This window comes from Janthinobacterium sp. CG_23.3 (assembly GCF_046115965.1).
GTDB lineage: Bacteria > Pseudomonadota > Gammaproteobacteria > Burkholderiales > Burkholderiaceae_D > Janthinobacterium.
In genome coordinates this window covers 1-23,405 of the sequence record NZ_JBJXIB010000071.1, presented here as the reverse complement: position 1 = coordinate 23,405, position 23,405 = coordinate 1, and the positions used below count along the sequence as shown (strand labels likewise).

Below are 23,405 nucleotides of genomic sequence, written 5' to 3'. Positions count from 1 at the left end.
AATAGCACGGTCGTTCAATTTTCAGGTATAGTCGATCACCCCCTCCCTTTTTCAAGGAATAACAATGACAACGACAGTGTTGGAGAACCTGCAATTCCGCCTCGCCGCCCGCCCGCTCGGCATGGCCAAGGCCAGCGACTGGCAGCAAGTGCGTGAAGCGCTGCGCGAGATCGGCGACGGCGAGATCGTCGTCAAGGCGCTCTACCTCTCGCTCGACCCGGCCATGCGCGGCTGGATGAACGAGGGCAAATCCTACATCCGCCCGGTGGCCATCGGCGAGGTCATGCGCGCCGGCGGCATTGGCGTGGTGGTGGCCTCGAAGTCGCCCAAGTTCGCCGTCGGCGCCCACGTCTCCGGCTCGATCGGCGTGCAGCAGTACTGGATCGGCGCGGCCGACGACAAGAGCGCTTCCTTCATCCAGGTCGACGCCGCGCTGGCGCCGCTGCCGACCTACCTGAACGTGCTCGGCATGCCGGGCCTGACCGGCTACTTCGGCCTGCTCGAAGTGGGCCAGCCGAAGGCCGGCGAGACCGTGGTCGTCTCCGGCGCCGCCGGCGCGGTCGGCATGACGGTCGGCCAGGTCGCCAAGCAGATGGGTTGCCGCGTGGTCGGCATCGCCGGCGGCAAGGACAAATGCGATTTCGTCGTCAACGAACTCGGTTTCGACGCCTGCATCGACTACAAGGGCGGCGCCGTCAAGGATGGCCTGAAGGAACATTGTCCGCAGGGCGTGGACGTGTATTTCGACAACGTCGGCGGCGAGATCCTCGACACCGTGCTCACCCGCATCAACCTGAAGGCCCGCATCGTCATCTGCGGCGCCATCTCGCAGTACAACAACACCACGGCGGTGAAGGGTCCGGCCAACTACCTGTCGCTGCTGGTCAACCGCGCGCGCATGGAAGGCATCGTGGTGTTCGACTACGCGCCGCGCTACCACCTCGGCGTGGCGGCGATGGGCCAGTGGCTCAAGCAGGGCAAGATGAAGAGCAAGGTCGACATCGTGCAGGGCATCGAGAACTTTCCGCAGGCCTTGTCGATGCTGTTTGAAGGCAAAAACTTCGGCAAACTGGTGCTGCAGGTGGCCGAGCAGTAAGGACGCGGAGTAAGGCCGGCCATTCGGTTCGCCGTCCGGCGGCGCCGCCCCGGCGCCGCTTTGCCGTCCCGCGCCCGGCGGCAAGCCGCTTCATCCGCGACAAAAAAACCCCAGATTCATGGAACTTGCTGATTCGATAAGAGTCTATCCCTTTGCTTGATACAAGCACAGCTTCACCCGCACCGACCCGGGTGACCTTTATGAGGGTCTTTTTTATCGAGGTATAGATATGATCACGCAAGCCATCACCCCTGCCATCCGATCGCACATGGAAGTCCAACTGGCGTTCATGACCGATCTGTTCAGGAAAGCGATCGACACGGCGCAAAAAGTCACGGAATTGAACATGCGCCTGGCGCAGGAACTGATCGAAGATATGACTTCGGCCAACCGCCATCTGATGGCCACCAAGGACGCCACCGAGTTCGCGTCGGTGGCCACCACCCAGCTCCACCCATCCATTGCAAAACTGCGCAACTACCAGCAGCGGCTGTCGAACGTGCTGGCCAACGCCAACGTCGAAATGACCAAGACGGCGGAGTCGCACATGCCCGCGGCCAGCCGCGCCGCCGCCGCCGTGGCCGACGAGATCGTCCGTGCCGCCAGCGAAGAAACCGACAAAGCCACCCAGCGCCAGCGCGCCGCCATCGACCAGATGAACGAGGCGGCGCGGCGCGGCGCCAACGGCATGGAACAGCAGCACAACCGCGGCCTGGGCCAGGAAACCGGCCGGGGCACCGGCCACGGCCAGCAGGCGCACTGACACGCTCGACGCAGTACCGGCGCGGGGCCGGCCCGCCGGGGCCGCCCCTTGCCGGATGGTTGCTTCGCGCCCCCGACGGTGTGCGGAAGGCGCCTCGATATCGCCCGCCAATGCCGGCGGCACACAGCCCGGCGGCGTTACAGACGGCTTCCCAACAATCAAGGAGAACAGACACCATGAACAGCGCAAAAAACCAGGCCGGCGACGCGTCCGTCGACGCGATTTCCCTGCTGACGGAGGACCACCAGAAAGTGCGGCAAATGCTGCAGCAATTCGAGGAGCTCAAGGACGACGACGAACAGCTCGACCTGAAGCTGGAGCTGGTCGAGCAGATTTGTTATGAGCTGACGGTGCACGCGCTGGTGGAGGAGGAGCTGTTTTATCCGGCCATGCGCGCCGCCATCGACGACGACGACCTGATGGACGAGGCCGAGGCCGACCACGCCGGCATCAAGGACCTGGTCAGCCAGCTGGAAGGGATGGAGCCGGACGACGAGGACCTCGATGCGACGATGACGGTGCTGTCCGAGCAGCTGGAGCGCCACATCACGCTGGAAGAGGAGGAGATCTTCGCCAAGGCCAAAAACGCCCAGCTCGATATCGCCGCCCTGGGCCAGCAAATGCAGGACCGCAGGGAGGAAATCGAAGCCGATTTCAACGGCGCGCCGGCGCCGTCCCACCCGTCCGGCGGCGAGACCGGCCGCGCGCAAGACCTGCCCTGAGCGGGACGGCCTGAAAAGCGCGGCGGCGACGGAACTAAGGTCCGGCGTGCTTCTCTAACAAGCGGGTGCGTCGGATTGTTAGCACGCCACGGCGCCACCCGGCACAGCTCCGAGTCCTCGGACGCCGACAACAAGGAAAGGCGCCCGGGAATTGATATTTTTACCACCACCAAGCACAAGGAGGCAGACATGGCTACAAGTCAAGGAAACGATCAAGGGAAAAACAGCCAGAAGGACGATAGCCAAACCGGCCAAAAAAGCGGGGGCAGCAAGCGCGGCTTTGCAGCGATGGACGAGGAGCAGCAGCGCGAAATCGCCAGCAAGGGAGGCCAGGCCGCCCATCAGAAGGGAACCGCTCACGAGTTCGATTCCGAAGAAGCGCGCCGCGCCGGCCAGAAAGGCGGCGAGGCGGTCAGCCGCGACCGTGAACACATGGCGGAAATCGGTCGCAAAGGCGGGGAAAGCCGGCAGTCGGCCAACCGCGAGGAAGGTGGCAAAAGTTCGTCCGCTAGCCGCGGCGGCTCCTCCGAACAGCATGCCAAAGCCGGCAAGCAAAGCCACAAAAACGACGAGAAGTAGCTCGTCCACGGGGGAGCGCCCCCTCCCCCTGCATGGCTGGCGCCGCCTCGCGACAGGCATGGGCCGTTCACCGGCAACGGCAGGCAACGGCGCGCAACAGCGGCGCCACCGGCGTACATCCGGGGTCGGCCCCCAGGGTCCGGCCCCGGTTCTTGAGCGCATTGTATGGTACATTCTCGCCTCGACCGACGCGCCAACCATTCCGCCATGCTACCCCTAAAGTATCTCAGCGCCTATTCCGACCAGACCCTCGAACAAGTTTCGCAATTGATCGCCCAAAACAAGCTGGGCGAGGTTTTGCTCAAGCGTTACCCGAGCGCGCACGAGATCCGCAACGACAAAGCGCTGTACCAGTACGTGCAAGAGTTAAAGAACGAATTCCTGCGCAACGCCGAGCCGATCAACAAGGTCGAGTTCGACAGCAAGATCCACGTGATCCAGCACGCGCTGGGCCTGCATACCTCGATTTCCCGGGTCCAGGGCGGCAAGCTCAAAGCCAAGCACGAGATCCGCGTGGCCAGCATGTTCAAGAATGTGCCGCTGGAGTTTTTGCGCATGATCGCGGTGCACGAACTGGCCCACGTCAAGGAAAAGCAGCACGACAAAGCGTTTTATAAGCTTTGCTCGTATATGGAGCCGAATTACCACCAATACGAATTCGACTTGCGCCTATACCTGACGCAACTCGACATTTCCGGCCAGCGCCTGTGGGGCTAAGGCTCCGCAGGCGCGGCACGGTTCAGCGTGAACGTCAGACCGGGCGTTTGCGCCGGCCCATGAAGCCAAGCAAGCCCAGGCCGGCCAGCAACATCGCATAGGTGCCAGGCTCCGGCACCGCGGTCACATTGATATTGTCGAACTGGTGCACCCTGGTCAAGCTCTCTTTCCAGGTAACGGAGAGCAGGTTGTTGAAGCCGCTGAAGGTATGCGGGCTGAACACATTCGCGGTGCTGACCGAGAACGTCTGATTAACGGTGCCGCCGCCGAGCACGTGGCCGATAAAGGTCACGTCGTAGGCCCTGCGGCCCACGCTGAACAAATCGGCCAGCTCGATCGAGTTCAGCGAAAAGGCGCCGCCGCCGGCGCGCGCCAGCGACGTCGTGGCCAGCGGTGTGTTGTACAGCCCTGCCGAGCCGGCATACAGCAAGTTGTTGGCGTGAACCGAACCGAAGAAACCGAAATTGGTGGTCAGTTGGAAGCCGTCCTCGCTGTAGTCGGGACGCAGGGTAGTGCCCCAGCCGGGCGCGGCCAGCGCGTCAAAGTCGATAACGGCCGCCTGGGCACTTGTGCCGGCCGCCAGGGCAAGCAATGCGGCGGCCCGTATGAATATAGATGGTTTCAAAATACCTCCGTGGTGTAAAACGTTCTGTTTAAATGGCAAAATCTGAACCAGGCAAGCTTGCGCCGCCCGTCCGGTCATGGATTTTTTTCAGACAGCAGTAAAACATAAACAGTGGTATTTTGATATTTTGATTTGCAAATTAATATCGCGGACGCGATAGTTTTTGTGACAATCGTTTTGCAAGTGACCGGCGCCGGCGGCGAGCGGCGCCCCGCAAACGGCGCGCGCCGGCGCCGCCTTTAAGCGGCGCTCTTGAAACGCCGCAGCAGCGCGGCCGGTTCGGCCTCGACCATCATCAGCGCCGCGTGTTGCGGGCGCACGAACCCCTGCCCTTGCGCGTGTTCGATGAAGCCGACCAGGCCGTCGTAGAAACCCTCGACGTTGAGCAGGCCGATCGGTTTGGCGTGGATGCCCAGTTGCGACCAGGTCAGCATCTCGAACAACTCTTCGAGGGTACCCATGCCGCCGGGCATGGCGATGAAACCGTCCGACAGCTGCGCCATCATGGCCTTGCGCTCGTGCATGTCCTTGACGATGAACTGGCGCGTCAGGCCGGTGTGGCCGACCTCGCGCTCGACCAGCGCGGTCGGGATCACGCCGGTGACCTCGCCGCCCAGACGCAGCACCTCGTCGGCGATGACGCCCATCAAGCCGACCTTGCCGCCGCCGTACACCAGCGCGACGTTGTCATCGACCAGCGCGCGCGCCAGCGCCTGCGCCGCCTCGGCGTAGCGCGGCGTGGCGCCGGGGTTGGCGCCGCAATACACGCATAGGGATTTCATCGCAATCTCATTTCTTCAATCCTTCAATTCTTCCTTGGCCGCCTCGACGTCGAGGCGCTCCATCGCGTCGCGCGCGTCGCAGCCGGCGGCCTCTTCGTATAAGCCGATCGCCTCGGCCATCTTTTTCTTGCCGTCCAACATCACCAGCGCGTTGGCATACTCGATGTGGCCGATCGCCGACTCGGGATTGAGCGACAGCGCCGTCTTGAAATGCTTGAAGCCCTGGTCTTTTCTGACGCCGTAGCTCAGGCCGCCCACCATGGCGCCAACCTTGTCGATAATTTCGGCGTGGAAGGCGCCGAAGGCGATGTGCGCGTCGGCGTGCCGGGGCGCCAGCTCCAGGGTTTTTTCCAGGCTGTCGTGGACCTTGCCGCCGACGCCCTGGGACAGCGCCTTCAGCACCGAGATGCCCTGGGCATAGCGGCCCAGGCTATAGGCGTGCCAGTAGAAACCGGCCGGATTGTCGGGCTGCTCGTGCTGCTGGCGCTCGCAGCGCTCGGCCACCGCCTCGAAAGTGGCGATCTTGGCCTTGTCGTCGACTTCCAGGTAGGTCGCGTAAATGCAGGTCGCCTTGTGCGCCACCGAATAGCCGTCGACGCCGACGGCCAGGCCCAGCTTGGCGGCCTGCTCGAAATCGCCGGCGTGGAAGGCGATCCAAGCCTGCACCAGCGCCGGGTCGGACGGAAACAACTCGGCGTCGCCCAGGTGCAGCCGGGCCCACGCCTTTTCCAGGCTGGCCGGGGTGTAGACATAGGCGTTATCCTGGTACGGGAAGGTATTCCATGCCACGGCGATCTCCTTATTTTAATTGTCGCAAATATTCTTCGGATAGTTTCTGGAACAGCAGATGGGTCTCATTGCGCAGGTAGGGGCCGATCAGCGACAGCACCTGGTAGCAGCCGCGCGCCAGCGCGTCCGACATCGATTGTTGTTCGGTGTATTTGCGCGGATTGCGCACGTATTCGTAGGACAGCCAATACGTCGCCACCACCACCATATTGGTGGCCATCGCGTTGATGTCCATGTCCGACGCTTCCAGCGATTTTTCGCTGCGCAAGTCTTCGCATAACTGCTTGGCCACCTTGATCTTGTGCGCCAAAATCAGTTTGAAATGCAGTTCCAGTTTGCGGTTGCGCGACAGTAAGTCGTTCAAATCGCGGTAAAAAAAGCGGTAGCGCCAAATCAGTTCGAACATCAGGTGCAGATACAGCCAAACGTCCTCGATATTCGAGCGGCGCCCGTCCGGCACCGTCAGTATCCGCTCGATTTCCGCCTCGAATTGCACGAAAATCGAATTGACGATGTCGTCCTTGTTGCGGAAGTGGTAATACAGATTACCCGGCGATATATTCATCTCCTCCGCAATAACGGTGGTCGTGATATTCGGCTCGCCAAATTCATTAAATAAGCGCAGGGATAATTCCAGAATGCGTTCACGGGTACGGCGTGGAGCTTTTTGTAGCATAGCGATCGTTCTCTGTTTTTCTACTGCAAGCATAACACCGAAGATGCGTTCCAAGAAACACTGTTATCAAGGGACGCGGCAGCCTTGCCGGCGCCGCGCCGCACGCCGCTAGCTCGCCACTTTCAGGTAGCGCTCCAGGTCGTCCAGCGCCGCGTCCAGCTGGCTGATGGCGCGCCGGCCCGGCGTCTGCCTGACCAGGCTCAGCGTCTTGTCGCGCAGCACCGCCAGCTTCAACTCCATGCCGTGCCGCGCCAGCTTCGGCGCGATGCTCTCGCGCTGCTGCCACAGCATCGCGCGGGTGTTCTGGTAGGCCTGCTCGCACATGCGCCGGCGGTTGCCGTAGCTGAAGATGTTGGTGAAGAACAGCTCGGCGTCGGCCTGGTTCGGCTCGAACAGCAGGATGTCGACGTGCGGATGGCTAATCTGGTAGCTGGCCATGCCGGTTTCCAGGCGCGAGTGCAGGATCGAGCGCAGCGTCTGCGACAGCACGTCGAGCAGGCCGCCGCCGGCCAACTTGCGCGCGTGCCGCGTGCGCGCGCCGTGGCGGCGCGCGCCGTGCCGGCGGTCCGGCTCCAGCGTCGAATCGTAGGGCACGATCGGGTTCACGCAAATGAGCAAATCGACGCCCTCCTCCAGCGCGATGGAGGCGTGCATGGTCTTGCGCAGCGCGCCATCGACGAAATGCCGGCCACCGATCTCGACCGGCGCGAACAGGCCGGGCACGGCCGCGCTGGCCTGCACCGCGACCGAAATCGGCGTGCTGTCCCAGCCGGGCGCGCCGAAACGCACCGCGCGGCCGGTGTCGAGGTCGGTGGCGACGATCACCAGCTTGCGCTTGAGCTTGCGGAAATCGTTGCTGCGCCCGGCCTTGGCGAAGGTGGCGCGCAAAAACGTGTCGATCGCCTGGTTCGACAGGAAACCGGCCGGCAGCGCCTCCTTCATCCGCTCGAACGACGCCACCAGGCTGCCGCGCTGCGCCGCGTAATGCAGCAACGCGCCGGCCAGCAGGCGCGGCACGCTGCGGGCGCGCTTGCCGAATTCCTTCAGCGCGGGGCGCAGCAGGGTTTCCGGCTTGAACAGCGGCGCCCCGTCGAGCGCCCCGGCGTCGCTTTCAATAAACAGGCGGCACATCTGGTGCGGCGTGACGCCGTTGGCCAAGCCGGCGGCAATGATGCCGCCGGCGCTGACGCCGACGTAAATATCGGCGTCGGTCAGGTCCAGGCCGCCGATGGATTCGGCCAGCGCCGCCAGGGCGCCAATTTCATACACCGCGGCCAGCGGTCCACCGCCGGCCAGCGCCAGGCCAACGCCGCGCTTGCCGGATGGGGAGGTGCGGCCGTCGGCGGGCGCGGCGCGCGCAGAGTCAGATGCGGTCATCGGTCTTCAATACTGTGCAGCATGCAAAAAAGGCCCGCGCTGCGCGCAAGCCCGCCGTGGCAAGTCCCCCCGCCGTCCGGCGGGCGTCCCGGACCCGACCGGCGTTCTGGTCAGGGGTGAAGACCGGGCGCCCGCCGAACAGGGTCGCCGCAGCGGCGGCCAAGGGGAGATCGGCGCAAAGCGGGGCATCAAGCTCCCGCGTACCGGCTCGACTTACGCCGATGGCGTGGCGACGGCGCTGTCGTTCAAGGCGGGCGCGGCGGGCGCCGCTTTCACGTCGATTTTCCTGGCGGCGGCTTTCGGCGCCGGCTTGGCGATCGACGCCGCGGTCGGGAACTGGACGCCGCCGGCTTTTGGCGCAACCTTCACGGCCGGCTTGGCGGCAGCCTTAGGCGCGGCTTTCGCGGCCGGCTTGGCCGCTGCCTTGGCGGCCGGTTTCGACGACGCCTTGGCGGCCGGTTTCGCCGCTGCCTTGGCGGCCGGTTTCGCCGACGCCTTTACCGGCGCCTTGGCTTCGGCCTTCACGGCCGGCGCTTTTTTGCCCGACAGCTCGGCCACGGCCTTGCTCAGCTGCTCGATGCGCTTGCTCAGTTCCTGCATATCCTTCTGGGTCGGCACGCCGATTTTTCCCAGCGCGCGCGACACGCGGTCTTCAAACACCTGCTCCAACTTGTCCCACGATCCGGAAGCCTGCTTGCTGACGCCGTCGGCCATCTTGGTGACGGTGCCGGTGACGTCGGAGACGCGGTCTTCGGCGCGTTTTTGCAATTCGGTGCCTTCCTTGACCAGTTTAGAAAATACCCGGCCGCCCTCTTCCTGGGCCTTGGCGAAAGCGCCCAGCCCGGCCTGCCAGATTTGTTGGGCGGAAGTACGCACCGCGCTCGCTAATTGTTTCTCTTCGTCTTTCGCCAGGGTTTTCAGTTTCTTTACCATCGTCAGCTCCCGTATATAAAAATCGATTTGATTAAACCATTTTAGAGAGCAAAACTAGAGACGGGATTCTAATGCGATAGAGAAGCCCTTCTAAAGCGCGCCGGCGCGACCAAGACGCCTTGCCAATCCGCCGCCGCCCTGTAATGATTAGGCAACTTATTGGGGATATCGAAAAACCGTGGCCAGCGGCGCCAGTCCGACCGCGCGCGCGCGCGCGGCATGGTTTTCGAGGCCCCATTTATACAACACCAAAAGGAGAGCAGGATGCGGTATTTTGTCACCGGTGCGACGGGGTTTATCGGTAAACGCTTGGTCAAAAAGCTACTCGGACGCAAAGGCAGTGTGGTGCATTTTTTGATGCGCGAGGCCAGCCGCGGCAAGATACCGGCGCTGCTGGAATACTGGGGCGTGCCGGCAACGCGCGCCATTCCGGTATTCGGTGACCTGCGCAGCACCATGCTGGGCCTCTCCAAGGACGACCTCAAGACACTGAGCAACAAGGTCGACCATTTTTACCACCTGGCCGCCGTATACGACATGATGGCCGACGCCGACGAGCAGTTCGCCGCCAACGTCGACGGCACCCGCCACACGGTCGAACTGGCGAACGCCATCGCCCCCGGCTGCTTCCACCACGTCAGCTCGATCGCCGCCGCCGGCATGTTCGAGGGCATCTTCCGCGAAGACATGTTCGACGAGGCCGAAGGCCTGGAGCACCCGTATTTCGCCACCAAGCACGAGTCCGAGAAGATCGTCCGCGCCGACACCAAGGGCGCCTGGCGCGTCTACCGTCCCGGCATGGTGGTGGGCGATTCGAAAACCGGTGAAATGGACAAGGTCGACGGCCCCTACTACTTCTTCAAGCTGATCCAGCGCATCCGCCAGTTGCTGCCGCCGTGGATGCCGACCATCGGCCTGGAGGGCGGGCGCATCAACATCGTGCCGGTCGACTTCGTCGTCAACGCGATGGAGCACATCTCGCACCAGCCCAAGCTCGACGGCATGTGCTTCCACCTGACCGACACCGACCCGATGCGCGTGGGCGAGGTGCTCAACACCTTCTGCCGCGCCGCGCACGCGCCGACGATGAGCATCCGCGTCAACGCCGCGCTGCTCGGCTTCATCCCGAAATCGATCAAAAAAGGCATCATGTCGCTGACCCCGGTGCGGCGCGTGCGCGACGCCATCATGAGGGACATCGGCCTGCCGGACGGCATGATGACCTTCGTCAATTATCCAACCCGCTTCGACAGCCGCCACACCACCCAGGCGCTGAAGGGCAGCGGCATCGCCTGCCCGCCGCTGGCGCAATACGCCGCGCCGGTGTGGGACTACTGGGAGCGCAACCTCGACCCGGCGCTGTTGATCGACCACACGCTGCGCGGCCAGGTCGCCGGCAAGGTGGTGCTGGTCACCGGCGGCTCCTCGGGCATCGGCCTGGCGGCGGCGCACAAGCTGGCCGAGGCCGGCGCCATCACCATCATCTGCGGGCGCGACCAGGCCAAGCTGGCCGAGGCCAAGAAGGCGGTCGGGGCGCGCGGCTTCGCGCTGACCACCTACCAGGCCGACGTCGCCGACATGGCCGACTGCGACCGCTTCGTGCAACTGCTGATCGAACGGCACGGCGGCGTCGACATCCTGGTCAACAACGCCGGCCGCTCGATCCGCCGCGCCATCGAGGCCAGCTACGACCGCTTCCACGACTTCGAGCGCACCATGCAGCTGAACTACTTCGGCTGCCTGCGCCTGACCATGGGCCTGCTGCCGACGATGATCGCGCAACAGCGCGGCCACATCATCAACATCTCGTCGATCGGCGTGCTGACCAACGCGCCGCGCTTTTCGGCCTACGTCGCCTCGAAGGCGGCGCTGGAGGCGTGGACCCGCTGCGCCTCGTCGGAGCTGTCCGACGTCGGCATCAAGTTCACCACCATTAACATGCCGCTGGTGCGCACGCCGATGATCGCGCCGACCAAGCTGTACCAGAACGTGCCGACCTTGGCGCCGGAGGAGGCGGCCGACTTGATCACCGAGGCCATCGTCTACAAGCCGGTGCGCATCGCCACCCGGGTCGGCATCGCCGGCCAGGTGCTGCACGCGCTGATGCCGCGGGTCGCGCAGATCGTCCTCAACACCACCTTCCGCATGTTCCCCGACTCCGACGCGGCCAAGGGCGACGGCAAGAAGGCGCCGCAGATGTCGTCGGAGCAGTTGGCGATGCAGCAGTTGCTGCGCGGCGTGCATTTCTAGGCGGCGCGTTCCAACCAGGGGCGCCGGGCGGGTCACACCCCGGCTTGTGCCGGTGGTTTTTTACGCGGCCAGCGAGGCCGGCCCGTGCAGCAGGCCGTGCAGGCGGAAACCTTCGCGGATGTTGTCGCGCAGGACCGCGCCCTTCCACGGCTTGGTGTAGAAGCGGTCCACCGCGCCGCGGTTGATCGCCGCCATGATCGGCGTCAGGTCGGCGTAGGCCGACAGCATGATGCGGAAGGTGTCCGGGCACAGGTTCTTGACCCGCTCCATGAACTCGGTGCCGCTCATCAAGGGCATGCACTGGTCGCACAGGATCACCTGGACCCGGTGCCGCGCCAGCAAATCAAAACCCTCGGCCGCCGTCTGCGCCGTTAGGATGCGGTAGCCGTCCTGCGCCAGGAAGTCGCTCAGCACGTCGAGCATGAAGGCGTCGTCGTCGACGATAAGCAGGGTCTGCTGGTCCAGCGGCCCCTCGTCGACCGGCGCCTGCAGCGTTTTACCGGCCTGTAGCATCTGCTCGAACTCGTCCTCGGCCACCGGCCGGCTGAAGTAGTAGCCCTGCATCTCGTCGCAGCCGTGGCGCCGCAGGTAGGCCAGTTGCGCGTCCTTTTCGACGCCCTCGGCGATCACCTGCAGCTTCATGCTGTGCGCCATCTTGATGATGGCCAGCACGATGGCGGCGTCGTCCGGGTTGCTGGTAACCTCGCGCACGAAGGCGATGTCGATCTTCAGCTTGTCGATCGGGAAGCGCTTCAGGCAGGCCAGGCTGGAATAGCCGGTGCCGAAGTCGTCAATGGAAATCTGGATGCCCAGCGCCTTCAGGTTGCGCAGCACGTTGATGGTTTCCTCGGCGTTCGACATCAAGGAGCTTTCGGTCAGCTCCAGCTCCAGCAGTTCGGGCGCGATGTCGTAGCGCTTGATCGCCTTCAGCACCTCCTCCTCCAGGCCGCCGACGAAGAACTGGATGCCCGACACGTTCACCGACAGGTGCACCGCGCCGGTCTTGCGGCTGCCCCACTGGCTGATCTTCTTGCAGGCCTCGTTGAGCACCCAGGTGCCGACCCGCACGATCAGGCCGGTCTCCTCGAGGATCGGGATGAACAACGCCGGCGAGACCATGCCGTGGCCGGGCCGGCGCCAGCGGATCAGCGCCTCGGCGCCGCTGATGCGCCCCGAGGCGATATGCACCTTGGGCTGGAAGAACAGCACGAACTCCTCGTTCTCGATGGCCCGGCGCAGCGCGTTCTCCAGGTCCAGGCGCGCCAGCGACTGCGCGTTCATCTCGGCGGTGAAGAAGCGGAAGGCGTCGCGCCCGGCCTCCTTGGCGCGGTACATCGCGGTGTCGGCGTATTGGATCAGGGTGTCGGCGTCGAGGCCGTCGTCCGGGTACACCGAGATGCCGATGCTGGCCGTCACCGTCACTTCGTGGCCCTTCAGGTCGAACGGCCGGCGCATCGCCTCGCGGATCTTGTCGACCACGGCGATGGCGTTTTGCGCGCCCTCGGGCAGGATCAGGATCGCCGCGAACTCGTCGCCGCCGAAGCGGCCGATGGTGTCGCGCACCCGCAGGCAGTCGACCAGGCGGCTGGAAAACTGGCGCAGCAGCTCGTCGCCGATGGTGTGGCCGAGCGTGTCGTTGACGTTCTTGAAGCGGTCGACGTCGAGGAACAGCACCGCCACCGACCAGCCGTGTTCGGCCGCCTGGCCCAGCGAATGGGCCAGCGAGTCGTAGAACTGGGTGCGGTTGGGCAGCCCGGTCAGGGTGTCGAAATGGGCCAGCTTGAGCAGGCGCTGCTGCGCCTCCTTGCGCTCGGTGATGTCGCGCGCCACCGCCACCAGTATCCAGCTCTGGCCCGAGCGCAGCGTGCGCCGCTGCACCTCGACCGACAGGGCGCTGCCGTCCTTGCACTGCAACAGCAGCTCGGCCATCGCGCCGGTCTGGTCGCCGGCCAGCAGTTTCACGTACAGGTCTTCCAGGTTGCTGTCGGTGGCGTGGCTGGCGCGGCCCGGGCCAACCTTCAAAAACTCCTCGCGCTCGTAGCCGAGCATGCGGCAGGCGGTCAGGTTGACGTCGACGAAGCACATGCCGGCGCGGTCGACCAGGAAAATCGCGTCGGCGGTGGCGTCCATCGCCAGGCGGAAGCGGCGCAAGTCCTCGTCGAGGCGGATGCGCGCCGACATGTCCAGCGTCAGCTGGGCGTGGTGGCGCTTGATTTCCTCGTACAGCAGCAGGTTGTCGTAGGCCACCGAGATTTGCGCGGCCACCGTGGCGGCGACGCGCTCGTCGACTTCGCTAAATTCGCTGGCGCCGAGCTTGTCGACCAGGTACAACCAGCCGTGCACCCGCTCGCGCGAGGCGATCGCCACGCCGAGGAAGGAGTGCACCGGCGGGTGGCTGGCCGGCAGGCCGAGCGCGGCCGGGTCGCCGTCGAGGTCGTTGACGCGGAACGGCTGGCGCTGTTCCAACACCTTGCTGAGCACGCCGGCGCGCGGCGTCGCGGCGATCTGGCTGGCCTGCTGCTCGTTGCCGCAGGAGGCGAAATAACTGAGTTTGTCGCCGTCGTTTTCAAGCACGCCGATGCAGGCGTATTTCGACACGCAGATGTTTTGCGCGACGCGGCAGCCGATTTCAATGAGCGCCAGCGGGTCGCGCTCGGCGCCCAGTTCGATGCCCAGCTCGATCAGCGCGGTCAGGCGCAGGCTGACCGCCTGCAGGCTGGCGAGCGAGCGCGAGAGGCGCTCGGTCATCAGCGCCAACGGTTCGTCGGCCCGCTCCAGCCCGTCGCCCTGGCGGGCGAACTTGCTGATCAACTGGCTGCTCGACTCCAGCTCGACCAGGTATTCGTTGACCTTGTTGTCGATGCCGCGGAAATGCCCGGCCGCCGGCGGCGCCGGCGCGAACGCCGCCGGCGCGCGCGGCTCGGACTCCTGGGCCAGGCCGAGCGCCTCGTGGACGGTGCGCAAAATCACGTCCGGGTCGGACGGCTTGGGCAGCACCCAGCGCACGCCGCAGGCCTGCGCCAGCACGTTGGCCTCGCGCTCGCGGTAGGTGGCGGTGTAGAAAATGATCGGCACGTCGGCCGTGGCCGGGTCCTCGTGCATGCGGGTAACGAACTCGTAGCCGTCCATATTGGGCATCAGGATGTCGGAGATGACCAGGTCGGGGCGCTCGCTGCGGACCATTTTCAAGCCCTCGGCGCCGTTGGCCGCCTCCAGCAGGCGGTGGCCGCCGTAGCCCAGCAGGGCCATCAGGAACTCGCGGTTGAGGACGTGGTCGTCGACGATGAGGATGGTGGCAATGTCGCTTTTAACCGGCGCCGACAGCGCCCCCGGTAAAAACGCTTCCAATTGCGTCACGAAGGCGTCGGGCTCGATCGGCTTGCCGATATAGCCGTCGAAGCCGGCCGCCAGCAGGCGCTCGCGGTCGCCCAGCATGGCCAGCGCCGTCACCGCCAGCGTCGGGATCGCCGCCGTGGCCGGGTCGCCCTTGAGCGCGGCGACCACGCCGTAGCCGTCCAGCTTGGGCAGGTGGACGTCGCAGATGATCAGGTCGGGCAGCTCGCGCCGCGCCACCTTGACGCCCTCCTCGCCGTCACAGGCCATCAGCGGAGCGTAGCCGAAGGCGCGCAACAAATACACCATCAACTCCATGTTGGTGGCGTTGTCTTCGATGATAAGGATGCGTGCCGACACTATAGCGCTCCCGATAAAATATGCATGCGCGTTCGCCGCGCGCGCGGCGCCGGCTGCGCCGACCTGACCTGCCTTGCCGGCGAGCCGGAGTAGTTTGCCATCATCCAGTTTCCCTGGTGCGCGCAGGCACCGTCCTGTCCTTGCATACCGAGAACCATACAGCAAGCCAGCGCCGCGAATTCTCACCAAATGTCACGCAAGCGGCGCGCCGGGTCCGGCGCCCGGAGGCGCGGCGGCGGGGGAACCCGGCGCGGACGCGAATTGTTGCTTGCTCTCAATATAGTCTAACGCCAGAACGCGGCACTGTCATTCGAGTTCAGCTTGATCTGTGGCAACATTGAGTTAAAAACAGACACTCTGGAGCAGTCGGCGCGATTTTCTGCCGCTAAGCCGACCTACGCGCCAACGGCGGCGCCAGCGGGCCTTTCGGCGGCCGAGGCCAGCGCGATTTCATCCAGCACGCATGCCAGGATACGCGGGTGGCGCCCCAGCGCGACGTGGCCGATGGCGCCGAATTCGAGGTTTTTCGCGTCCGCCAGCCAGGACGAGGTTTGCGGCGCGACGATGTTGTCGTGGTGCGAAAAAATCGAGGTGAACAGCGCGCGCCGGGCCGGCGTTTCGGCCGCCGCCAGCGCCGCCAGCCAGTCGCTGCCGCGGCGCATCTGGCGCGCGTTCAGGCCGGCGCCGAAACTGGCCAGGCCGGTGCCGTGGTGCGGCGTGCCCAGCGTGATCACGCGCGCCACCCGCGCCGCGCCGTCGCTGCGCAGGTAGGCCCGCGCCGCCAGCCCGCCCATGCTGTGGCAGACCAGGATCACGCGGGCGTGGCCGCTGGCGGCGCACAGCTCGTCGACGGCCCGCCGCAGCAGCGGCGCGTAGGCGTCGATGCCGGCGCCTAGCGGTTCGAGGTCGATGGCGGCGTGGCTGACGCCGGCTTGCGCCAGGCGCCGGCTCAGCGCCGACCAATAGCCGCGGTTGCAGACGTAACCGTGCAGCAGCAGCACCGGCGGGCCGCTGGCGGCGGGCGCCAGGTGGCTATCCAGCCGCGGCCAGGCCATGCTCCAGGACGAGGCCAGCATGGTGGCGGCGAACTCGCCGGCGAACAGGCGGCAGCGCGCCGCCGGCGACGGCCGGTAGCGCGCCGGCGTGGCGCTGCCGGCGCGCCAGCTGAACCAGAAATTATTGGCCGTGATGAACAGGCGCAGCAGCAGCACCGCGGCGCCGGCCAGCAGCAGCGCCAGCCCGCCCTGGCGCGTCCGGCCGACGTTGAGCAGGGCCAGCGCCAACGCCGCCAGCAGCAGCAACTGCAGCGCCAGCAACAGCTTGAGGATGCGCGCCATCATCGCGGCCGCCTCAACCCTGCGCCCGCGGGCGCGGCGCCGGCCGGCCCGTCAGCGACTGCGCCAGCGCGCTGGCCAGGCGCGCCGCGACGGCGTAGATCGACAACTGCGGATTGGCGCCGACCGAGGTCGGGAACAGCGAGCCGTCGTGCACCGACAAGTTGGCCGCGCCGTGGTAGCGGCCGTCGGCGCCGACCACGCCCAGGCGCACGTCGTCGGCCATGCCGCAGCCGCCCATCACGTGGGCCGACACCACCCGGGTCAGCAAATTGCGGTACGGCAGCGCGGCGATGCCCTTGGCGGCCTCGGCCCAGGTGGCGTAGCCGCGCGCCATCTCGTGGACCGGGTAGACGCTCTTGGCGCCGGCGGCGAACTGGATCTCGGCCATCGACAACAGCGCGCGGCGCACGCCGTCCCAGACGAAGTCCGAGATCGGATAGTCGAGCACCGGCGCGCCGCCGGCGCCCAGCGCGACGCTGCCGCCCGGCGCGTCGGCGTGGAAGCCGTCGCGCAGCAGCGCCAGCAGCGCGTGGGTGTGGCTGAACTGGCGCATCATCGCCGCGTGCTCGTCGCCGAAGCCGCCCATCGTCGTCGACAGCAGCAGCGGATGCAGCGGCGGCGCCTCCAGCTTGTAGCCGATGGCGCCGTCGATCGCCTGGCTGTGCAGGAAATGGTCGGAGTAAATCGTCTGCGGCGCGCCGGCGTAGCCGTCGACGCGCTGCGCGAAGGTGCCGGCCGACATCACCGTCGGGTGCAGGAAGGTGCGCTTGCCCAGCAGGGCGTGCGGGTCCGGCGCCATCGAGCGCATCAGCAGCGCCGGCGAATTGATCGCGCCGCCGGCCACCACGAAATGCTTGGCGCGCAGCGTCACGCGGCGCCCGGTCGGCGCCAGCCCGGCGCCGTCGAGCGCCGTGCAGACCAGGTGGTCGACGTGTTCGCCCTTGAAGGACAGCCGTTCGGCGCGGGCGCGCGTGAGCAGGGTGGCGCCGCCGGCCAGCGCCGCCGGGATCGTCGTCACCAGCATCGACTGCTTGGCGTTGGTCGGGCAGCCCATGCCGCAATAACCGAGGTTCCAGCAGCCCTTGACGTTGCGGCGGATCGCCGCCACGCCGACGCCCAGCTTGCCGGCGCCGCGCCGCAGCAAGTCGTTGTTCTCGTTCGGCGGCGCGTTCCAGGCGCCCACGCTGAGGCGCTGCTCCATCATCTCGAACCACGGCGCCAGCGCCGCCTCCGAGTACTCCTTCAGGCCGAAATGCAGGCCCCAGTATTCCAGCGTGCCGGGCGGCGTGCGAAAGCTGGAGGTCCAGTTCACCGTGGTCGAACCGCCCACCGTGCGGCCCTGCAAAATGTTGATCCCCTTGTCCTTGGTCTTGCGCGCGCCCGCCTCCTGGTACAGCGCCGGGTAGGCCTCGGCCTCGCGCATCTTGAAGTGCCTCGACGACTTGAGCGCGCCCTCCTCGACGATCACCACCCTCAGGCCGGCCAGCGTCAGGATCTCCGCGCTGACGCCGCCGCCGGCGCCGCTACCGACCACCACCACGTCGGCCTCGATGACGCGGTCCTCGGCCAGCGCGCTGGCGTCGATCACCTTCCAGCCGGCCGCCAGGCCGGCCTGGATCGGGTCGGGGATGACGTGTGGATTGCTCATTGCCGCTTCCTCAAAATGCATCGCATAGTTGTCGCATAGTTGTTTAGCCCAGTTCCTTGAGCGGACCGGGGTAGCCGATCGCCGCCCAGTTGCCCGGGTCGCTATACCAGGCGCCGATAACCAGGTCGTGCAAGGCGTGGTAGGCGCTTTGCAGCGCGGCGAAACGGTGCGTGCGCCAGCTTTGCAGGAAGGCGGCCAGCTGCGCCGGGGTGGCCTCGGCCCAGCCGCCGGGGACGCCGGCGACGAAGCGCCGCGCCGGCGCCAGCGCCAGCAGGCCGAACAGGTCTTGCACCTCTTGCTGGGTCGCCAGCGGCAAGCCGAGGATGGCCTGGTTGACCCGTTCGCTGACGGCGGCGACGGCGGCGGCGCGCGGCGCCGGCCCGGCCGGCACGGCCGAACCCAGCATGGCCGGGGCGATCGCCGCCAGCGCCGCGCCGGCCGCGCCGTCGAGGACGAAGCGGCCGGGCGGCGTCGGCCCGCGCACCAGCCGGTAGACGGCGCCGCCGCCGGCCAGCACGAGCGCGCCGACGACACCGACCTTGAGAAAGGATCTGCGCGATATCCGCATGTCTGTGCTTCCCTATTTTATGTATGCGGCCAGTGTACGCCAAGGCCCGGCGCCGCCACGGCGCAAAAATAGAGCGTCCCGTCTAGCGCGGTTTGCTCAAAGTTGCGTGCCCTGGCAAGCAAGATCTGGTAAAAGTGCCATATGAGAAAAGAAGACCTCGTCAAGACGCTGGAGCAGCAGCTGGGCGCCGTCAAGGCCGAGCGCCTGGCGGCCCGGCGCGACCCCGGCCTGCTGGCCGCGCGCACCGCGCTCAAGCAATTCCAGTCGGCGCGGCTGGCGCGCAGCCACGCCGACCTGCTGGCCGCGCCCGACAGCCACCACGCCGCGCTGTTTTTCCTCGACGAGTTGTACGGCTCGGCCGACCTGAGCCAGCGCGACGCCGACCTGGCGCGCATCGTCCCGACCATGCAGCGGCTGCTGCCGCTGCACGCGCTGCAAACCATCACCCAGGCGATCGTCCTCGACGCGCTGTCCGAGCGGCTCGACACGGCGCTGGCGCGCGCGCTGGGCGCGGCGTTCAGCGAGCAGCAGTATATAGACGGCTACCGCGCCGTCAGCGCGCACGCCGACCGCGACAGCCAGCTGACGCTGGTCAAGGCGCTCGGCGATTCGCTGTGCGAGCTGGTGCGGGTACCCTTCCTGGCGACGACGCTGGGCGTGATGCGCGGGCCGGCCCGGCTGGCCGGACTGGGCGACCTGCATCGCTTCCTCGAGCGCGGCTTCAGCACCTTCAAGCAAATGAAGCGGCCGCGCGACTTCGTCGCCACCATCGTCGGGCGCGAACGTAGCGTGCTGGAGAATATTTTTTGCGGCCGGGCCCAGCCCTTCGAGCTGGGCGGCGGCTAACGCTAGGGCTTGCTCTTGGCCAGAATCTGCCGGGCGATGCCGCGCAGGATGTTGACTTCCTCGGTTTCCAGCTGGGTGCGCGAAAACAGGCGCTTGAGCCGCGGCATCAGCTTTTTCGGGTTGTCGGCGTCGAGGAAATCGATCGCCACCAGGGCCCGCTCCAAGTGCTGGTACATGCCCTCGATCTGCGTCAGGCCGGCGGCCTGGCCGTGGAAGCCGATGTCGGTGGCGCCCTGGGCGTCGCCCAGCGCGGCGACGCGGCATTCGTAGGCCAACACCTGCGCGGCCTGCGACAGGTTCAGCGAGGAATACGCGGGATTGGCCGGAATATTGATCAACACATTACATTTTTCGACGATCTCGTTCGGCAGGCCGAAGCGCTCGTTGCCGAAAATGAGGGCGGCGTTCAGGTCGGCGCTGCCGGCCAGCTGCGCCGCCAGCGCGCGCGGCGCCAGCACCGGCGGCGAAAATTCGCGCAGCCGGGCCGACACGGCGGCGGCGAAATTGCAGCCGTCGAGCGCCTCGGCCATCGAGCCGACGATGCGCGCGCCGGCCAGGATATCCTGGGCGCCGCTGGCGAAGGCGACCGCCTCCTCGTCCTGCAGCGCGTCGGGAAAGCGCGGATTGACCAGCACCAGTTCGGAAAATCCCATCGTTTTCATGGCGCGCGCGACGCCGCCGATATTGCCGGGGCGGCTGGTCTGGACCAGGATAAATCGCAGGCGTGTGAAAAGAGACGTGTTGATTTCGGGCAGGTTCATTTAAAATAGCGCTATTGCGCGGTATCGATACGGGATTGTCGGGTCACAGCGGAGCGAAAAACCCGCTCCAGGCCGGGATTTTAACCATTTCGGCACCGCTCCGCTCTTTAATTCATTCTTGTACTCTAACGCGCCGCGGGCCGGAAACGTCCCGCTGGGCGTTAGCGCTCTTTTACCGGAAGCTCATATGCACCCAATGCTCAATACGGCGATCAAAGCCGCCCGTCGCGGCGCGACCGTCATCAACCGCGCCTCGTTTGACCTCGACCGCGTCGTCGTCACCGAAAAACAACACAACGATTTCGTCACCGATATCGACCAGGCCGCCGAACAAGCGATCATCGAGGTGCTGACCAAGGCCTATCCGACCCACGCGATCCTGGCCGAAGAGTCCGGAGCTTCCGCCAACACGCACGACGAGAATGAATTCCAGTGGATCATCGATCCGCTCGACGGCACCACCAACTTCATCCACGGCTTCCCGCAATACTGCATCTCGATCGCGCTGGCCCAGCGCGGCGTCGTCACGCAAGCCGTCATCTACGACCCGGTGCGCAACGACCTGTTTACCGCCACCAAGGGCGCCGGCGCCTACCTGAACGACAAACGCATCCGCGTCACCAAGCTCGACCGCATTTCCAACGCCCTGCTGGGCAATGGCTACGTGGCCGGCAGCCCGCGCGCGCTCGACGAATACCTGAAGATGTACCAGATCATGGGTGAACGCGCGCAGGGCGTGCGCCGCGCCGGTTCGGCCGCGCTGGACCTGGCCTACGTCGCCTGCGGCCGCCTCGACGGCTTCTACGAAAAAGGCCTGAAGCCTTGGGACATCGCGGCGGGCGCCCTGATGATCACCGAATCGGGCGGCATCGTCGGCGAATTCAGCGGCGAGTCGGACTACCTGTACAAGGGCGACGTCATCGCCGCCAGCCCGAAGATTTTCGGCCAGATGGTCGCCCTGCTGGCGCCGTTCGCCTAAGTGTGCCGTCGGTCGGATTACGCGTCGCGCTCATCCGACCGACGATTGCCGACTGTTGCGGATACCGGAACCAGCGCCATGCCGCTGGTTTTTTTACAACTGCCGCTCCAGCGTCAGGCGCACGCTCGGATAGGTCGACGTGGTGCGCGTCGTGCGCAGCGCGCCGTAGTCGTCCTGGTAGTGCGATTGCTCGACGTAGTCGCGCCGCAGCAGGTTCGCGGCCGACAGCCGCAGCCGCGTCTTGCCATCCAACGTCCACAACGCATAGACATCCAGCTCGCGCTTGGCGCTGTCGCGCGAACTCAACTTGCTCGACTGGCGCACCGGCCCGGCGCCTTGCAGGTTGAAGTTGCCGCCGACGGTCAGCGCGGCGCCCGGCCAGCGATAATCCACGCCCAGGTTGGCGCTCAGCGGCGTCTGCTCGTCGAGCCGGTTGTCCGGCCCCGGCACGCGCTCGACGCGCGACCAGTTGCGCGTCAAGTTGGCGCGCAGGTCCAGCGCCGGCGCGCCCGGCCACAGCGATTGCAAGCCCAGCTTGGCCTCCAGCTCGACGCCGCGCACGCTGGCGGCGCCGCCGTTGGCCGGCGTGGCGATCCACACGCCGTCGCGCTGGAACAGCAACTCCTGGCGCACGTCCTGGATGCGGCGCATGAACAAATTCGCGCTCAGCATGCCCTGCCCGGCAAAATAATGCTCGTAGCCGGCGTCCAGCCCCCACGCCAGCTCGGGGCGCAGCGCCGGATTGCCCTGGGTGTCCGGGTTGCTCGGATTGTTGTCGTTGTCGACCGTGAAACGCCGCGGCAGCAGGTCGAGGATCGCCGGCGCCTTGTAGCTGCGGCTCAACGCCAGCCGCAGCTGGTCCTTGCCGCCCAGCTTGTACCGGCTTTGCAGCAGCGGACTCCAGACGCTGGAGCGCACGTCCACCGCGTCCAGGCCGCGGCCCTCGCTCAGCGTCTTCAAGCCCTCCCAACGCAAGCCCAGGTAAAGCGACCAGTGCGCTCCGATCTCCCACTCGTCCTGGGCGAACACGGCCAGGCGGCGGATGGCGACGTCGTAGTGCTCGTCGCTGCCGCCCAGCGCCGTGCCGCCGGCGCCGAACAGCGTTTCCAGGCGCGACTCGCGGCGGCGCTTGTGGCCGCCGTCCCAACCCAGCGCCAGCGCGTGCCGCTCGCCGATCGGCCGGCGCCAGGTGCCGGCCACGGTGGCGCCGCGCTCGTTCGCGGGGGAGACGACGTGGTGCTCGCCGGTGCGCCGCGCGTCGCCGTCGAGGCCGTAAAAATGGAAGTCGGAATAGCGCCGGAAGTCGCTGGCACCCAGTTTAAGTTCGAATCTGGCGCCCTCGGCCAACTGGCGCACCCAGCCCAGGTCGCTGCGCCACTGGACGCCGCGCGCAACGAAGGTGCCGAGGTTGTCGGGAAACTCGGTCGGCGCGCCGACGTCGGTGCGCTCGCCGGTGCGCCGCCGGTTGTCGACCAGCTTGAGGTTATACAGGTTCTGCAAACTGAGCGTGTCGCCGTTGGCCAGCGCCCAGTTCAGCCGCGGCGCCAGGCTGAACACCCGCTCGTCGCCCCGCTCCACCCAGTCGCCGCGGCGCGACAGTTGCAAGGCGCCGCCGGCGTCGCGCCCCCGCCGCACCTGCCGCGTCGGCGTCGCCTTGCGCGTGTCGGTGGCCGTCGCCGCCACCGTGTACGACAGCGCGCCGGCGCGGTCGGACCATTGCGCCGCCAGTTGCGGCGAGGTTTTGCCGTGCTGTTCGGCCAGGCCCAGCTTCACCTCGCGCTGGCCGCCGGCCAGCGCCTTCTTCAACACCACGTTGATGGTGCCGGCGATCGCCTGCGCGCCGAACTCCGCCGTCGGGGCGCGCAGGATGTCGATGCGCTCGATCAGCTCGGGGGCAATCGAATCGAGCGAAAAACCGTTCGGCACGGCCACGCCGTTGAGCAGGATCTGGGTGTAGCCGCTGCCCAGGCCGCGCATGCGGATCTCGCCGCCCTGGCCGGGCGCGCCGCCGATACTGACGCCGGGCAGGCGTTTGAGCACGTCGGCCAGGCTGCGGTCTCCCTGGCGCACGATCTCCTCGTGGCCGACGACGATCTGGCCGGTGCCGCCGTGGCGGCGCTGGTCGAACTTGCCGGCCGTAACCAGCACCTGCGGCATCGGGGGGGGCGGTGTGGGGTGGGTGGGGGGGGAGGGGGGGGGGCCGGGGGGGAGGCAGGGAGGCAGGGCCTAGAAACAAGATTTGTATCGTGCTCTCTCTTTCCCCC

Annotated in this window: 20 protein-coding genes; 8 read left to right on the top strand and 12 right to left on the bottom strand. The window is 66.3% G+C overall.

What is annotated here, in order from left to right; translation table 11 throughout:
• Positions 1-64 precede the first annotated feature (64 nt).
• The 5 genes from ACFDR9_RS16810 to ACFDR9_RS16790 all read left to right on the top strand — a co-directional run bounded on the left by ACFDR9_RS16810 (position 65) and on the right by ACFDR9_RS16790 (position 3,877).
• Positions 65-1,096: an NADP-dependent oxidoreductase gene (locus ACFDR9_RS16810; protein WP_409031742.1), complete on the top strand. Its 1,032-nt coding sequence runs from the start codon at positions 65-67 to the stop codon at positions 1,094-1,096.
• A gap of 268 nt (positions 1,097-1,364) precedes the next feature.
• Positions 1,365-1,859 carry a phasin family protein gene (locus ACFDR9_RS16805; RefSeq protein WP_327076086.1) on the top strand — a complete coding sequence of 165 codons (495 nt, stop codon included), beginning with the start codon at positions 1,365-1,367 and terminating at the stop codon, positions 1,857-1,859.
• Between the two features lie 176 nt (positions 1,860-2,035).
• Positions 2,036-2,581: a hemerythrin domain-containing protein gene (locus ACFDR9_RS16800; RefSeq protein WP_017876635.1), complete on the top strand. Its 546-nt coding sequence runs from the start codon at positions 2,036-2,038 to the stop codon at positions 2,579-2,581.
• A gap of 189 nt (positions 2,582-2,770) precedes the next feature.
• A complete protein-coding gene (locus ACFDR9_RS16795; protein WP_409031741.1) occupies positions 2,771-3,160 on the top strand; it encodes a KGG domain-containing protein in 390 nt (129 codons plus the stop codon).
• 207 nt (positions 3,161-3,367) lie between these two features.
• Positions 3,368-3,877, top strand: a complete 510-nt coding sequence (locus ACFDR9_RS16790; RefSeq protein ID WP_409031740.1) for a YgjP-like metallopeptidase domain-containing protein — start codon at positions 3,368-3,370, stop codon at positions 3,875-3,877.
• 34 nt (positions 3,878-3,911) lie between these two features.
• Here ACFDR9_RS16790 and ACFDR9_RS16785 read toward each other — a convergent pair whose 3' ends face one another.
• From ACFDR9_RS16785 to ACFDR9_RS16760, 6 genes are all read right to left on the bottom strand, one after another.
• Positions 3,912-4,580 (bottom strand): PEP-CTERM sorting domain-containing protein, encoded by a 669-nt coding sequence (locus tag ACFDR9_RS16785; protein WP_409031739.1) that lies wholly within the window; start codon positions 4,578-4,580, stop codon positions 3,912-3,914.
• A 161-nt stretch (positions 4,581-4,741) separates the two neighbouring features.
• Positions 4,742-5,284, bottom strand: a complete 543-nt coding sequence (locus ACFDR9_RS16780) for a TIGR00730 family Rossman fold protein (RefSeq protein ID WP_409031738.1) — start codon at positions 5,282-5,284, stop codon at positions 4,742-4,744.
• Between the two features lie 15 nt (positions 5,285-5,299).
• On the bottom strand, positions 5,300-6,073 hold the full coding sequence (locus ACFDR9_RS16775) for a hypothetical protein (protein ID WP_409031737.1): 774 nt from the start codon (positions 6,071-6,073) through the stop codon (positions 5,300-5,302).
• 10 nt (positions 6,074-6,083) lie between these two features.
• Positions 6,084-6,749: a TetR/AcrR family transcriptional regulator gene (locus ACFDR9_RS16770; protein WP_026132862.1), complete on the bottom strand. Its 666-nt coding sequence runs from the start codon at positions 6,747-6,749 to the stop codon at positions 6,084-6,086.
• Between the two features lie 108 nt (positions 6,750-6,857).
• Positions 6,858-8,126, bottom strand: coding sequence for a patatin-like phospholipase family protein (locus tag ACFDR9_RS16765; RefSeq protein ID WP_409031736.1), 1,269 nt, complete (start codon positions 8,124-8,126; stop codon positions 6,858-6,860).
• Between the two features lie 213 nt (positions 8,127-8,339).
• The gene (locus tag ACFDR9_RS16760; protein ID WP_409031735.1) at positions 8,340-9,059 is read right to left on the bottom strand and encodes a phasin family protein; all 720 of its coding nucleotides are present in this window, start codon (positions 9,057-9,059) and stop codon (positions 8,340-8,342) included.
• Between the two features lie 264 nt (positions 9,060-9,323).
• On the opposite strand from ACFDR9_RS16760, the gene ACFDR9_RS16755 reads away from it, so the two are divergent.
• Positions 9,324-11,309: an SDR family oxidoreductase gene (locus tag ACFDR9_RS16755; protein WP_026132864.1), complete on the top strand. Its 1,986-nt coding sequence runs from the start codon at positions 9,324-9,326 to the stop codon at positions 11,307-11,309.
• 60 nt (positions 11,310-11,369) lie between these two features.
• On the opposite strand, the gene ACFDR9_RS16750 is transcribed toward ACFDR9_RS16755, so the two are convergent.
• The 4 genes from ACFDR9_RS16750 to ACFDR9_RS16735 all read right to left on the bottom strand — a co-directional run bounded on the left by ACFDR9_RS16750 (position 11,370) and on the right by ACFDR9_RS16735 (position 18,555).
• On the bottom strand, positions 11,370-15,002 hold the full coding sequence (locus tag ACFDR9_RS16750) for an EAL domain-containing protein (protein WP_409031734.1): 3,633 nt from the start codon (positions 15,000-15,002) through the stop codon (positions 11,370-11,372).
• 395 nt (positions 15,003-15,397) lie between these two features.
• Complete coding sequence (locus ACFDR9_RS16745) at positions 15,398-16,342, bottom strand: esterase/lipase family protein (RefSeq protein WP_409031733.1); 945 nt, start codon at positions 16,340-16,342, stop codon at positions 15,398-15,400.
• A gap of 10 nt (positions 16,343-16,352) precedes the next feature.
• The gene (locus tag ACFDR9_RS16740; protein WP_409031732.1) at positions 16,353-17,987 is read right to left on the bottom strand and encodes a GMC family oxidoreductase N-terminal domain-containing protein; all 1,635 of its coding nucleotides are present in this window, start codon (positions 17,985-17,987) and stop codon (positions 16,353-16,355) included.
• Positions 17,988-18,030: 43 nt separating this feature from the next.
• Positions 18,031-18,555: a hypothetical protein gene (locus tag ACFDR9_RS16735; RefSeq protein WP_409031731.1), complete on the bottom strand. Its 525-nt coding sequence runs from the start codon at positions 18,553-18,555 to the stop codon at positions 18,031-18,033.
• Between the two features lie 141 nt (positions 18,556-18,696).
• Here ACFDR9_RS16735 and ACFDR9_RS16730 point away from each other — a divergent pair, with 141 nt between their 5' ends.
• Positions 18,697-19,401, top strand: coding sequence for an FFLEELY motif protein (locus ACFDR9_RS16730; protein ID WP_017876649.1), 705 nt, complete (start codon positions 18,697-18,699; stop codon positions 19,399-19,401).
• A gap of 2 nt (positions 19,402-19,403) precedes the next feature.
• Here ACFDR9_RS16730 and ACFDR9_RS16725 read toward each other — a convergent pair whose 3' ends face one another.
• Complete coding sequence (locus ACFDR9_RS16725; protein WP_017876650.1) at positions 19,404-20,162, bottom strand: RNA methyltransferase; 759 nt, start codon at positions 20,160-20,162, stop codon at positions 19,404-19,406.
• Positions 20,163-20,358: 196 nt separating this feature from the next.
• On the opposite strand from ACFDR9_RS16725, the gene ACFDR9_RS16720 reads away from it, so the two are divergent.
• Complete coding sequence (locus ACFDR9_RS16720) at positions 20,359-21,141, top strand: inositol monophosphatase family protein (protein WP_017876651.1); 783 nt, start codon at positions 20,359-20,361, stop codon at positions 21,139-21,141.
• 93 nt (positions 21,142-21,234) lie between these two features.
• Here ACFDR9_RS16720 and ACFDR9_RS16715 read toward each other — a convergent pair whose 3' ends face one another.
• Entirely contained in the window at positions 21,235-23,298 is a 2,064-nt protein-coding gene (locus ACFDR9_RS16715) for a TonB-dependent receptor plug domain-containing protein (protein ID WP_409031730.1), read from the bottom strand.
• Positions 23,299-23,405: the final 107 nt, after the last annotated feature.